A 13,412-nucleotide genomic window follows, 5' to 3' on the forward strand; every position below is an offset into this window, starting at 1 on the left:
TGTTGTGAGGTAGGTCAGGGCAATGCAAATTACTGACCAACAGGACAACTAATGGATCGGAATCGCGTAGCGGCCATCGCGGGCAAGCCCGCACAAGACCTGCGCAAATCCCGTAGGAGCGAGGCTTGCCCGCGAAGAGTCCCTGACGACCACCACAGAACCATCCCGGTGCACCGTCTCGAATCCACGCCATCCACTGGTGCGGGCGCCTCACACAAAACTGTGGGAGCGGGCTTGCTCGCGAAGACGGTATGTCAGCCGACATCAATGTTGCATGACACACCGCTTTCGCGAGCAAGCCCGCTCCCACATTTGTTTGGTGTTGTGTCAGGTGCCGGCGATCAACTGCCGAGCGGCCTGGCTGTGATCGGCAATCAACCCTTTCAGATCCAGCCCCTCAACCTGACCGTCGATCACCCGCCACTTTCCGCCGACCATCACCCGGTCCGCCCGATCCGCGCCGCACAGCAGCAGCGCCGACACCGGATCATGGCTGCCGGAGAAGCGCAGTTCATCCAGTTTGAACAGCGCCAGATCCGCCTGCTTGCCCACCGCCAGTTCACCGATATCGGTGCGCCCGAGCAAACTCGCCGAACCCTTGGTCGCCCAGCCCAGTACCAATTCTGGGGTAATCTTTTCCGCGCCATAACGCAGCCGCTGGATGTACAACGCCTGACGGGTTTCGAGGATCATGTTCGACGCATCGTTGGACGCCGAACCGTCCACGCCCAGACCCAGCAGCGCCCCCGCAGCGGTCAGGTCCAGCGTCGGGCAAATGCCGGAAGCCAGGCGCATGTTTGAACTCGGGCAATGGCAAATGCCCGTGCCGGCCGCGCCGAGGCGGGCGATTTCGTCGGGGTTGAAATGAATGCCGTGGGCCAGCCACGTGCGCGGGCCGAGCCAGCCGACGCTGTCCAGGTAATCAACGGTGCGCAGGCCGAAACGTTGCAGGCAGAAGTCTTCTTCGTCGAGGGTTTCCGCCAGGTGCGTGTGCAGGCGCACGTCGAGTGTGTTCGCCAGTTCGGCGCTGGCGGACATGATTTCCGGGGTCACCGAGAACGGCGAGCACGGTGCCAGGGCGATTTGAATCTGCGCCCCATCACCGCGCTCGTGGTATGCGGCAATCAAACGTTGGCTGTCATCGAGGATCACTTCACCTTCCTGGACGGTCTGCTGCGGTGGCAGGCCGCCGTCTTTCTCGCCAAGGCTCATGGAACCGCGAGTGAGCATGGCGCGCATGCCCAGTTCGCGGACGCTCTCGACCTGTACGTCTATCGCATTTTCCAGGCCTTCCGGAAACAGGTAATGGTGATCGGCCGCGGTGGTGCAACCGGACAGCAGCAACTCGGCCAATGCGACCTTGGTGGCGAGGGCGAGTTTTTCAGGGGTGAGACGAGCCCAGACCGGATAGAGGGTTTTCAGCCACGGGAACAACGGTTGATTAACCACCGGCGCCCAGGCACGGGTCAGGGTTTGATAGAAGTGGTGATGGGTGTTGATCAGCCCTGGCAGGATCACGTGTTCGCGAGCATCGAAAACGTGGTCACAGGGCGCGGACGGTTGCTGGCCGGCGCTGAGCACTTCGACGATCAAACCGTCTTGCAGCACCAGACCGCCACGGGCATCGAGCGCGTTGGCCGTGAAAATGGCGAGGGGATTTTTTAACCAGGTACGGGTCGCAGGCATGTTGGCCGGCTCCTCTGAAAGTTGGGTTCAGGGTTGCCAGCTCAGTGTTGCCCTGTCTGCTGATCCAGGGTCGCCGCGGGGGCGAGGTGCGGAGTTTCGAACAAAAAAGCTTCGCGGGCAAGCCCGGCCCGACAGGACAACGCAAGACCCCTGTGGGAGCGGGCTTGCTCGCGAAGGCGGTGTGTCATTCACATCAATGCCGACTGACACTCCCTCTTCGCGAGCAAGCCCGCTCCCACACTCGATCTGTGGTGTTACCAGGGAATGGTCTCACCCCTGTAGTTCACAAAATGATGCCCGCCCTTGCCGGCATACGCATTCACCTGATCGATCAACCCGCGGGTGCTGGTTTCCACATCAATGTCCGCGCCTTCACCGCCCATATCAGTTTTCACCCAACCCGGATGCAGCGACAGCACGGTGAGTTTCTGTTCGCCCAGTTGCGTGACGAAGCTGTTGGTCATGGAGTTCAGCGCCGCTTTGCTGGCCTTGTACAGTGCCAGCTCCGGCGCGTCGGGCATGGTCACGCTGCCCAGCACCGAACTCATGAAGGCCAGCACGCCGCTGCCATCGCGAATCTGCCCGACGAAGCGCTGGGCCAGATTGATCGGCGCAACGGCATTGGTGAAGAACAATTGCCCCACCTCGGCCAACGTCGCGCCGCCCGGCGTCTGGACCTCCGGGCCCTTGACTCCGGCATTCACAAACAACAAGTCGAAGACTTCCCCCTTGAGTTGTTGGCTAAGGGCAATGACCGCTTGCTGATCGTCCATGTCGAGTTTTTCGATCCGCACCTTGCCCAGCGCTTGCAAGGCTTCGGCGCCCTGCGGGTTGCGCACGGTGGCGGTGACTTGCCAGCCGTCGGCCAGCAGGGTTTTCACCAGACCGAGGCCCAAGCCTCGGGAGGCACCGATGATGAGTGCGGTTTTTGCCTTGGACATGAATGGCTTCCTTGATGGATGAAAATCACGGATTTAATGGACAACGTTGACCGAGCCGATGTTGCAGTTCCTGACGCAAGACATCGAGTTCGGCGATGCGGGTTTCGATCAGGTTCAGTTTGTCTTGCAGCAGTTGGGTCACGGCATTGGCCGGGTCGGGCGCCTGCCACAGCGCAGCGACGCTGCTGCCGATCTCGCCGAGGGTAAAGCCCAGTCGCTGAGCGGTCTTGATGTACAGCACCAGTTGCACCATCTCCGCCGGATAGTCGCGATAACCATTGGCGCTGCGTTGCGCGGCGATCAACCCGCGCTGCTCGTAAAAGCGCAACGTGTCGCGGCTGACGGCGCTGGCCTGGGCCAATTCACCGATGCGCATCTTGATGTCTCGAGAGGGCTTGACCCTGGAGCATACTCCAGGCTTTAGCCTTGTTGCTCCCTGAATTTACGGAGCAAGACGGATGTGGACTTCAACGCAATATCGTCAAGTGGTGCGTGGCAGTGCGTGGTACGACCTGATCGTGACCGCTGCTTTTGTGACGCCGTGGAGTTTTGCGGCGTTGCATGGCGTGTTGTTGAGCCTGAGCCAGGCTTTCAATTTGCCTGGCGAGCTACCGCCGTTCGAGCCGATGCACATGCTGATGGCGAATTTGTTGGGTTCGATTGTGTGCGTGTGGGCCGTGCTGCGGATTCGTGATCCGCAGCAGGTGTTTGGGCGGTATGACGCGGTGGGGCGGTTTCTGTTTTCGGCTTGGCAGCTGTATGCCTTGCTCCACGGCGCCAGCTTATTGCTGGTTGTTTTCCTGGTCTTTGAATTGGCGTGGGGCGTTGTTCAAGTGTTGCCTGTTCGGGCGCCTTCGCGGGCAAGCCTCGCTCCTACAGGTTTTGTATAAGCCGTAAGAACGAAATGGATCCGTAGGAGCGAGGCTTGCCCGCGAAGAGGCCCGAACGGCCAACACCTAATGCCCGGCTTGCCACGGCTGCCCCAACGACACCGGCGCATACAACCGTGTGCGCACGGCATCCCGGGACAGCAGCACCAACACCACAATGGTCGCGACATACGGCAGCATCGCCAGCAGGCTCGACGGAATCGCCAGCCCCGACCCCTGCGCCACCAAATGCAGGATGCTGGCGAGACCGAACAGATACGCCCCGAGCAGCAATCGCCACACCCGCCAACTGGCAAATACCACCAGTGCCAGGGCAATCCAGCCGCGACCGGCGCTCATGTTTTCCGCCCACATCGGCGTGTAGGCCAGGGACAAATAAGCCCCGGCCAACCCCGCCATCGCGCCGCCAAACAGCACCGCCAGCGTGCGCACGCGCAACACCGGCAAGCCCATGGCACTGGCCGCGTCCGGGTTTTCGCCGACCGCCTGAATGATCAACCCGACGCGACTTTTCAGAATCACCCAGGCCACTAACGTGAACAGCGCGAACGACAAGTACACCAACAAGTCCTGGGCAAACAGCATCCGCCCGATCAGCGGGATTTCACTCAAGAACGGAATCGCCACCGGCTCAAAACCCGCCAACGGTTTACCAACCCACGCTGCGCCGACAAAGGTCGACAGGCCTACGCCGAAGATCGTCAACGCCAACCCGGTCGCCACCTGATTGGCGTTGAACACCAGCGCCACCAAGGCAAACAGCGACGACAGCAGCATCCCGGCGAGCATCGCCAGCAACACGCCAAGCCAGAGGTTGCCGCTGTTCAGCGCGACGATAAAACCGATCACCGCGCCAAACAGCATCATGCCTTCCTGCCCCAGATTGAGGACGCCACTCTTCTCGCAGATCAACTCGCCCAGCGCCACCAGTAACAACGGCGTACCGCAACGGACCATGGCGTAGAAAATATTGCTCAGCAGATCGATATCCATCACAAGGCTCCTGCGTGTACGGCGGTGGTTGGTGCACGGCGGGCCCAGCGCAGGTTCAAACGCGGTCGGTAGAGAATCAGCACGTCACTGGCCAGCAGGAAAAACAGCATCATCCCCTGGAACAATTGAGTGATCGCTTGCGGCAGGTTCATGCTCATCTGTGCGCTTTCGCCGCCGATGTACAGCAGCGCCATCAACAGGCTGGAAAACAGAATGCCGATGGGATTCAGCCGCCCGAGAAACGCCACGGTGATCGCCGCATAGCCGTAACCCGGTGAGACCTGCGGCACCAATTGACCGATCGGCCCAGTGACTTCGCAGACCCCGGCCAACCCCGCCAAACCGCCGCTGATCAACAACGCCAGCCAGATCAGCCGCTTCTCGCGAAAGCCGACGAAACCGGCGGCGCGCTTGTCCAGCCCGAGCACTTTGATCTGGAAGCCGACAAAGCTTTTCTGCAGCAATACCCACACCGCCACCAGCGCGAGCAGGGCGAAATACACACCGGCATGAACCCGGCCGTCCTCCATCAACAGCGGCAGTCGACTGGCATCGCCGAACATTGCCGACTCTGGAAAGTTGAACCCCGCCGGGTCCTTCAGCGGCCCGTGGACGCAGAACAGCAGCAGGTTCAGGGCGATGTAATTGAGCATGATGCTGGTGAGGATTTCATTGGCGTTGAAGCGCGTGCGCAACCATGCCGTCAACCCGGCCCACGCGGCGCCGGCCAAGGTGCCTGTGAGCAGGATCAACACCAGCGCCCAGCGGCTTTGCCAGCCAATGATGTTCACTGCCAACGCACTGCCGGCGAGGGCGCCGAGCAGCAACTGACCTTCGGCGCCGATGTTCCAGATCCGCGCCTGATACGCCACCGCCAGGCCCAATGCGCAGAGCAGAATCGGCAGTGCTTTGACCAACAATTCGGAGACACCGTACAAGTCGCTGATCGGTGCAATCAGCAACGTGTGCAAGGTCAGTAACGGATCGTGGTCCAGGGCGATAAACAGCAATGAGCCACAGCCCAGCGTCAACACGGCCGCCAGCAAGGGCGAGCACCACAACATCAGGCGTGATTGCTGGCCACGGGGTTCGAGAGAAAGCAGCATGTGAAACTCCGTTAAAGCGCTACGGGGGCAGGTGATTGAGGCGCGTCGAACTGGCCAGCCATCCAGCCGCCGACGTCGCTCAGATGGGTGTCGACGGTGGCCTGCAATGGCGACAGCCGACCGCCGCACAGGGCGCCGAGGCGATCGCAGATCTGGAACAGTTCGTCGAGGTCTTCGGAGATCACCAGGATCGCCGCGCCGGCATCGCGCAAGGCAATCAACGCCCGGTGAATGGTCGCGGCCGCTCCGACGTCCACGCCCCAGGTCGGGTGCGCGGCCACCAGTAATTCAGGCTGTTGAAGGATCTCCCGGCCGAGGATGAATTTTTGCAAGTTGCCGCCGGACAGACTGCGAGCAGGCGCCTGGGCATCAGGTGTCTTGACCCCGAAGCGGCGAATGATGTCTTCGGCCAGCGCTTCGACCTTGCCGCGCTGGATCAGCCCGTTGCTGACAAGCCCCTGTTGAAACGCAGTGAGCAGGGCGTTATCCGCCAGGCTCAGTTCCGGCACCGCGCCATGCCCCAGACGCTCGGCGGGGACGAACGCCAGGCCAAGTTTGCGTCGAGCATCCGGCCGCAAATGCGCCACCGGTTGCCCGCCGAAACTGATCGTCGCGCTGTCATCGCGGGGCAGCCGTTCTTCACCACTGAGCAAGGCCAGCAACTCATCCTGACCATTGCCGGCCACTCCGGCGACTCCCACGATTTCGCCGCTGCGCACGTCGAAATCAATGTCCTTCAGCGAGCAGCCGAACGGGTCCGGGTTGTGCCAGGACAACCCCGTCACGTTCAAAAACGCATCAGCCCCCATGACCTTTGGATAGTCGGTGATCAGCTCGGCGGCTTCACCGACCATCAACTGCGCCAGTTGCCGATCCGAGCACTGCGCCGGCACGCAATGCCCGGCCACCCGACCGCCGCGCAACACCGTGGCGCTGTGGCACAACGCACGCACTTCGCCGAGCTTGTGGCTGATAAACAGAATGCTGCAGCCCTCGCTCGCCAGCCGGCGCAATGTGACAAACAGTTCGTCGGCTTCTTGCGGGGTCAGTACAGATGTCGGCTCATCGAGAATCAACAGGCGGATGTCTTGCATCAGGCAGCGAATGATTTCCACCCGCTGACGCTCGCCGATGGACAGGCTGTGGACAAGTCGCTCCGGTTCCAGCGCCATGCCGTAGCGTTGGGACACTTCACGAATCTTCGGCTCAAGCTGCTTCGGCGTACCCGCCGCAGCGCCCATGGCCAGCGCAATGTTCTGCGCCACGCTCAGGGTTTCGAACAGCGAGAAATGCTGGAACACCATGCCAATCCCGAGGCCGCGAGCCTGGGCCGGATTGCGCATGGTCACGCGCTGGCCCTGCCAGATCATTTCCCCTGAGTCGGCGTGAGTGACGCCGTAGATGATCTTCATCAGGGTACTTTTTCCCGCACCGTTTTCGCCGAGCAGGGCGTGAATTTCACCGGGCGCAATGCTCAAGTCGATGGCATCGTTGGCCAGGCAACCGGGGTAACGTTTGCTGATTCTGCGCAATTGCAGGCGGGGTATTTGATCGGGGATCGGCACGGGGTTGGACATGACAGGCTCAGGTCGACAGAAGTTATACCTGGGGATAAAGCAATTTCCTGGCCATTGAGTCAGGAAATCGGCAAGGCCTTGCTGGTTTAGGGTTGTGGGCGGTGCCTCGCCTTATTCCAACTCCGAATCAGGCACCACTTGAGGGCACGTTCTTTGATCAGGCTCTGGTTTTGCGCGCGGTGAATTGATCAAGAAACGACCAATACCCTGCAAGCTATGTCGGACATGGGGCTGCGCCAGCCATGAACGGGTTATCCACAGGTTGTTCCACAGTATTTGTGCGCAAGCCGAGCGGAGGGGCATAAGCACTGAGGGGCTTTCTTCTAATGGCGATAAACCGCTCTAACTGTTTGTTTTTACGTGAAATAAATGTTGCTACTGGGGATTTGGATGAAAAATGAACAAAGCCCGCAAAGCCGCATGACAGAAGGGTTACAGGGGAATGTGCTCAGGTTATCCACAGCCGGGTGCACAGCAGATGTGGGCAAGTATCGAGAATAAAGAAAACCGGGGTGCCCCAAAAGATCGCAGCGCCCACAGGCGCGTAGGAGCTGCCGAAGGCTGCGATCTTTTGATCTTTTATCGCTGCAACAAAATGCGCCCGCGACTCAAATCCGCCAGCTGCATCTGCAAGGTCTCTATTTGCCCCTCGCCGATCGCCAATTGCAGTTCCACGCCATTGGCCGTGAAGATTTCCTCCACGACCAAACCGCCCAGTTCCGCCACCCGAAGTTTCACCAGCGCCAATTCACTAAATGCGCAGGCACAACTCACCGGCACCCGACTGATCAGCTCGACCTTCGGCGCCCCTTGCAGGCATTTGTTGGCACCGCCGCCATAGGCCCGGGCGAGGCCGCCAGTGCCCAGTTGAATGCCGCCATACCAACGGATCACCAACACCGCGACCTGATCGCAATCCTGAGCTTCGATCGCTGCGAGAATCGGCCGGCCAGCGGTGCCGCCGGGTTCGCCATCATCGTTGCTGCGATATTGATCGCCGAGTTTCCAGGCCCAGCAATTGTGCGAGGCGTTCAAATCACTGTGCTGCTCGATGAACGCTTGAGCATCCGCTGCGCTGGTGATTGGTCCGGCGAGGGCGATGAAGCGGCTTTTGCGAATCTCTTCGCGGTGTTCGCAAAAGCCGCTGAGGGTAAAAGGCATAGGTGTCTTAGATAGCAGGCGTCAGGCCGCAGCCTTTGAGAATGATGCGGATCAGGTTGTTGCCGGCGTCTTCCATGTCTTGCTTGGTCAACTTGGTGCGCCCGGTGACACGGCAGATCTGCGTGGCAAAATCGGCGTAATGCTGGGTGCTGCCCCACAGCAGGAAGATCAGGTGCACCGGGTCGATCGGGTCCATTTTGCCGGCATCGATCCACGTCTGAAACACCGCGGCCCGGCCCTGAAACCAGATGCGATAGTCCTGGTTGAAATGCTCGCTCAGGCATTCGCCGCCGCTGATGACCTCCATGGCGAAGACCCGCGAAGCTTGTGGCTGGCGCCGGGAGAATTCCATTTTTGCGCGAATGTATCGCGTCAATGCTTCTGCCGGATCATCCTCGACGGTCAGGGTATTGAAAGTACTGTCCCAGAGTTCAAGGATGTTGCTCAGCACCGCCACATACAAACCGAGTTTGTTGGTGAAGTAGTAATGCAGGTTCGCTTTGGGCAACCCGGCCTTCTGCGCGATGGTGTTCATGCTGGTGCCTTTGAATCCGTGACGGGCGAATTCGTCTTCGGCGGCTTTGATGATGGTCTCTTCGTTCTTCTGACGAATGCGGCTGGCGGGTTTGCCGCCGTGGGCTGGGACTTCAAAGGTCATAGGCACTTCCGAACAGGTAAATGGGTGCAACCAGATGCGTTGATAGCGCACCCGCAGGTCGCAGACAAGTCCTGTTGCGATAAAACCTTGACCTTGTAGGAGCGAAGCTTGCTCGCGAAGGCGGGGTGCCAGTCAGCATTAATGTTGAATGTTAAGCCGCCTTCGCGAGCAAGCTCGACTCCCACAGTTTTCAGCGCGTTGCGGCCAGGCTCTCAAGGAAGCTTTCCAGCACCAGATGCGGCCGACGGCCCTTGCGTGTGACCGATGCCAGACTCAGGTCATAAAAACGTGCCTTGGGTTTCAGCGCACGCAATCGGCCTTGTTGCACCCAGAGGCTGGCGTAATGATCTGGCAGATAACCGATGTAGCGCCCGGTCAGAATCAGAAATGCCATGCCTTCGCGATCCGATGCACTGGCGGTGCAGTTGAGCGCCTGATAGTGGGCCTGAATCTCGGCAGGCAAACGGAAGGTCGGAGCGATGGCGTCCTGGCTATTGAGACGCTCATCGTCCAGTTGTTTGTCGTCGACATAAAATAACGGATGCCCGACTGCGCAATACAGCAGCGAACGTTCGCTGTAGAGCGGCTGATATTCCAGACCCGACAGCGCACTGGCCTGCGGCACTACGCCGACATGCAAGCGCCCGTCGAGCACGCCTTGTTCGACTTCATTGGGCGCAATCATGCGGATCTGGATCTGTACATCCGGACCACGCTCCTTCAACTGCGCCAGGGCGTGAGTAATGCGCATGTGCGGCAGGGTGACCAGGTTGTCGGTCAGGCCAATGGTTAATTCGCCGCGCAAGTGTTGATGGAGGCCGTTGACCTCGGTGCGGAAACTTTCCAGCGCACTTAATAGCTGCAACGCCGATTGGTAAACCTCGCGGCCCTCTTCGGTCAGGGAAAAACCGGCGCGACCGCGTTGGCACAGACGCAGGCCGAGGCGCTGCTCCAGATCGCTCATCTGTTGGCTGATGGCCGAGCGCCCGATCCCCAATACCGATTCCGCGGCAGAAAAGCCGCCGCATTCCACCACGCTGCGAAAAATCCGCAACAGGCGGATATCAAAGTCACTGACTTGCGCCAGTGGATCGGGGCGGCGGGTACTCATAGTTTAGTCCGGGCCTGACTGAAGGTTAGAAAAGTTGGATTTCACCGACTTTATCTCCGTGGCAATTTAGCTGCAAGAACGCTTTTCATCTCCACGCCGCTTATTGCCCTGCGAGGTTTTGCCCATGAACGTGCCTGAAAACGCCCCGACTTCCCTGGCCAGCCAGCTAAAGCTCGATGCTCACTGGATGCCCTACACCGCGAACCGCAATTTCCAACGCGACCCGCGACTGATCGTGGCTGCCGAGGGCAGTTGGCTGACAGACGACAAGGGCCGTAAGGTCTACGATTCGCTCTCAGGTCTGTGGACCTGCGGCGCCGGACACACCCGCAAGGAAATTCAGGAAGCGGTGGCCAAGCAGTTGGGTACCCTGGATTACTCGCCGGGCTTTCAGTACGGTCACCCGCTGTCGTTCCAGTTGGCCGAGAAAATCACCGATCTGACCCCGGGCAATCTGAATCACGTGTTCTTCACCGACTCGGGTTCCGAGTGCGCAGACACGGCGGTGAAAATGGTGCGCGCTTACTGGCGCCTGAAAGGCCAGGCCACCAAGACCAAAATGATCGGCCGCGCTCGTGGCTATCACGGCGTGAACATCGCCGGCACCAGCCTCGGCGGCGTGAACGGCAACCGCAAACTGTTCGGTCAGGCGATGATGGACGTCGATCACCTGCCGCACACTTTGCTGGCGAGCAATGCTTTCACTCGCGGCATGCCGGAGCAGGGTGGTATCGCGCTGGCGGATGAATTGCTCAAGTTGATCGAGCTGCACGATGCCTCGAACATCGCAGCGGTATTCGTCGAGCCATTGGCTGGTTCCGCTGGCGTGCTGGTTCCGCCGCAGGGTTATCTCAAGCGTCTGCGCGAGATCTGCGATCAGCACAACATCCTGCTGGTGTTCGACGAAGTGATCACCGGTTTTGGTCGTACCGGTTCGATGTTCGGTGCCGACAGTTTTGGCGTGACGCCGGACCTGATGTGCATTGCCAAGCAAGTCACCAACGGCGCGATCCCGATGGGCGCGGTGATTGCCAGCTCCGAGATCTACCAGACCTTCATGAACCAGGCGACGCCTGAGTACGCGGTGGAATTCCCGCACGGCTACACCTATTCCGCCCACCCGGTGGCTTGCGCTGCGGGCTTGGCGGCACTCGATCTGCTGCAAAAGGAAAACCTGGTGCAGAGCGTGGCGGAAGTGGCGCCGCATTTCGAAAATGCATTGCATGGTTTGAAGGGCTCGAAAAACGTCATCGACATTCGTAACTACGGGTTGGCCGGTGCCATCCAGATTGCGCCTCGCGACGGCGATGCCATCGTGCGTCCGTTCGAAGCCGGCATGGCCCTATGGAAAGCCGGGTTCTACGTACGCTTTGGCGGCGACACCCTGCAGTTCGGCCCAACCTTCAACAGCAAGCCGCAAGACCTCGATCGCTTGTTCGACGCGGTCGGCGAAGTGCTGAACAAAATCGACTGATTTTTCCCCTCTCTCTATATATAGGCGTCCTTTCGCGGGCGCCTGTGGACAACTTTCAGGAGCCCTGCATGAGCCTTATCCCGCATTTGATCAATGGCGAACTGGTGACCGAAGACGGTCGTACGGCCGACGTGTTCAACCCGTCCACCGGCCAGGCGATCCACAAACTGCCATTGGCCAGCCGTGAAACCATTCAAAAAGCCATCGACTCGGCCAAAGCGGCGTTCCCGGCCTGGCGTAACACTCCGCCGGCCAAGCGTGCGCAGGTGATGTTCCGCTTCAAGCAATTGCTGGAGCAGAACGAAGCCCGCATCGCCCAACTGATCAGTGAAGAGCATGGCAAGACCCTGGAGGATGCGGCCGGTGAATTGAAGCGCGGGATCGAGAACGTCGAGTTCGCCTGTGCCGCACCGGAAATTCTCAAGGGTGAGTACAGCCGTAATGTCGGGCCGAACATTGATGCCTGGTCGGATTTCCAGCCATTGGGCGTGGTGGCTGGTATTACCCCGTTCAACTTCCCGGCCATGGTGCCGTTGTGGATGTACCCGTTGGCGATCGTCTGCGGCAACTGCTTTATTCTGAAACCCTCCGAGCGTGATCCAAGCTCGACGCTGCTGATTGCTCAGCTGCTGTTGGAAGCCGGCCTGCCGAAAGGCGTGCTGAGTGTGGTGCATGGCGACAAGGCTGCGGTGGATGCCTTGATTGAAGCGCCGGAAGTCAAAGCGCTGAGTTTCGTCGGCTCGACACCGATTGCCGAATACATTTACGCCGAAGGCACCAAGCGCGGCAAACGCGTCCAGGCGCTGGGCGGGGCGAAGAACCACGCGGTATTGATGCCGGATGCGGATCTGGATAACGCCGTCAGCGCACTGATGGGCGCGGCGTACGGTTCGTGCGGTGAACGCTGCATGGCGATCTCGGTAGCCGTCTGTGTCGGCGATCAGGTGGCAGATGCGTTGGTGGCCAAACTGGTACCGCAGGTCAAAGCGTTGAAAATCGGTGCCGGTACGACTTGTGGCCTGGATATGGGGCCGCTGGTTTCCGGTCAGGCTCGCGATAAAGTCAGTGGCTATATAGAAGACGGCGTTTCAGCAGGTGCGACCTTGGTGGTGGATGGTCGTGGTCTGAGCGTGGCCGGTCATGAGGAAGGTTTCTTCCTGGGCGGTTGCCTGTTCGATAACGTCACGCCAGAGATGCGCATCTATAAAGAAGAGATCTTCGGCCCGGTACTGTGCGTCGTTCGGGTCAACAGCCTGGAAGAGGCGATGCAACTGATCAACGATCACGAGTATGGCAACGGCACCTGTATCTTCACGCGTGATGGGGAAGCGGCGCGGTTGTTCTGCGATGAGATTGAAGTGGGCATGGTCGGCGTCAACGTGCCTTTACCGGTGCCGGTGGCTTATCACAGCTTTGGCGGTTGGAAGCGTTCGCTGTTTGGCGATCTGCATGCGTATGGTCCGGATGGCGTACGTTTCTATACTCGTCGCAAAGCTATTACCCAGCGCTGGCCGCAACGGGCGAGCCATGAGGCTTCGCAATTCGCATTCCCTAGTTTGTAAGTAGAAGGGAAGAAGGCCGGCCCCTAGGGGCCGGCCTTCGTGTTTTCGGGGCTTCTTTGCCTTATATGACAGAATTGTGAAATCAGGGCTTGACGGCAGATTCTGGACGTCTATAATTCGCCCCACTTCCGGCGCAGTCGAAACGGAAAACTCCTTGGTAAACAAAGAGTTACGCAGTTTTCGGCAGCGGTTACGCTTCAGTTCATCGAAGCCAGAAGGAGTTGGTAAGGCAGTGTGTTTTCGCCTTATTGAC

Annotated in this window: 12 protein-coding genes; 3 read left to right on the forward strand and 9 right to left on the reverse strand. The window is 59.7% G+C overall.

The genetic code is table 11. The annotated features are described in order from the left end of the window. Positions 1-327: 327 nt before the first annotated feature. The 3 genes from ACIPLA_RS20535 to ACIPLA_RS20545 form a co-directional block, all read right to left on the reverse strand. Positions 328-1,686, reverse strand: coding sequence for an 8-oxoguanine deaminase (locus ACIPLA_RS20535; protein WP_401175482.1), 1,359 nt, complete (start codon positions 1,684-1,686; stop codon positions 328-330). 254 nt (positions 1,687-1,940) lie between these two features. After that, complete coding sequence (locus ACIPLA_RS20540) at positions 1,941-2,627, reverse strand: SDR family oxidoreductase (protein ID WP_123500981.1); 687 nt, start codon at positions 2,625-2,627, stop codon at positions 1,941-1,943. 25 nt (positions 2,628-2,652) lie between these two features. Beyond that, positions 2,653-3,003 carry a MerR family transcriptional regulator gene (locus ACIPLA_RS20545; RefSeq protein ID WP_007906796.1) on the reverse strand — a complete coding sequence of 117 codons (351 nt, stop codon included), beginning with the start codon at positions 3,001-3,003 and terminating at the stop codon, positions 2,653-2,655. 82 nt (positions 3,004-3,085) lie between these two features. Here ACIPLA_RS20545 and ACIPLA_RS20550 point away from each other — a divergent pair, with 82 nt between their 5' ends. Then, positions 3,086-3,517 (forward strand): hypothetical protein, encoded by a 432-nt coding sequence (locus ACIPLA_RS20550; RefSeq protein WP_401175486.1) that lies wholly within the window; start codon positions 3,086-3,088, stop codon positions 3,515-3,517. A gap of 66 nt (positions 3,518-3,583) precedes the next feature. Here the strand turns inward: ACIPLA_RS20550 and ACIPLA_RS20555 are convergent, their stop codons facing one another. The 6 genes from ACIPLA_RS20555 to ACIPLA_RS20580 form a co-directional block, all read right to left on the reverse strand. Then, on the reverse strand, positions 3,584-4,510 hold the full coding sequence (locus tag ACIPLA_RS20555) for an ABC transporter permease (protein ID WP_401175489.1): 927 nt from the start codon (positions 4,508-4,510) through the stop codon (positions 3,584-3,586). Continuing rightward, positions 4,510-5,616 carry an ABC transporter permease gene (locus tag ACIPLA_RS20560; RefSeq protein ID WP_401175492.1) on the reverse strand — a complete coding sequence of 369 codons (1,107 nt, stop codon included), beginning with the start codon at positions 5,614-5,616 and terminating at the stop codon, positions 4,510-4,512. Before ACIPLA_RS20560 ends, ACIPLA_RS20555 begins: the two co-directional genes overlap by 1 nt. 11 nt (positions 5,617-5,627) lie before the next feature. Beyond that, positions 5,628-7,193: an ABC transporter ATP-binding protein gene (locus tag ACIPLA_RS20565; protein ID WP_192345800.1), complete on the reverse strand. Its 1,566-nt coding sequence runs from the start codon at positions 7,191-7,193 to the stop codon at positions 5,628-5,630. Between the two features lie 579 nt (positions 7,194-7,772). Then, complete coding sequence (locus ACIPLA_RS20570; RefSeq protein ID WP_218397387.1) at positions 7,773-8,354, reverse strand: YigZ family protein; 582 nt, start codon at positions 8,352-8,354, stop codon at positions 7,773-7,775. Between the two features lie 7 nt (positions 8,355-8,361). Then, complete coding sequence (locus ACIPLA_RS20575; protein ID WP_401175496.1) at positions 8,362-9,012, reverse strand: TetR/AcrR family transcriptional regulator; 651 nt, start codon at positions 9,010-9,012, stop codon at positions 8,362-8,364. 190 nt (positions 9,013-9,202) lie between these two features. After that, positions 9,203-10,123 (reverse strand): LysR family transcriptional regulator, encoded by a 921-nt coding sequence (locus tag ACIPLA_RS20580; RefSeq protein ID WP_007940170.1) that lies wholly within the window; start codon positions 10,121-10,123, stop codon positions 9,203-9,205. A gap of 124 nt (positions 10,124-10,247) precedes the next feature. On the opposite strand from ACIPLA_RS20580, the gene ACIPLA_RS20585 reads away from it, so the two are divergent. Together ACIPLA_RS20585 and ACIPLA_RS20590 are read left to right on the forward strand one after the other, a co-directional pair. After that, on the forward strand, positions 10,248-11,597 hold the full coding sequence (locus ACIPLA_RS20585) for an aspartate aminotransferase family protein (protein WP_007906809.1): 1,350 nt from the start codon (positions 10,248-10,250) through the stop codon (positions 11,595-11,597). 68 nt (positions 11,598-11,665) lie between these two features. Beyond that, positions 11,666-13,159: a CoA-acylating methylmalonate-semialdehyde dehydrogenase gene (locus ACIPLA_RS20590; RefSeq protein ID WP_007906810.1), complete on the forward strand. Its 1,494-nt coding sequence runs from the start codon at positions 11,666-11,668 to the stop codon at positions 13,157-13,159. Positions 13,160-13,412: the final 253 nt, after the last annotated feature.

Origin of the sequence: Pseudomonas sp. NPDC086112 (genome assembly GCF_044746425.1) — a bacterium.
Taxonomy (GTDB): Bacteria; Pseudomonadota; Gammaproteobacteria; order Pseudomonadales; family Pseudomonadaceae; genus Aquipseudomonas.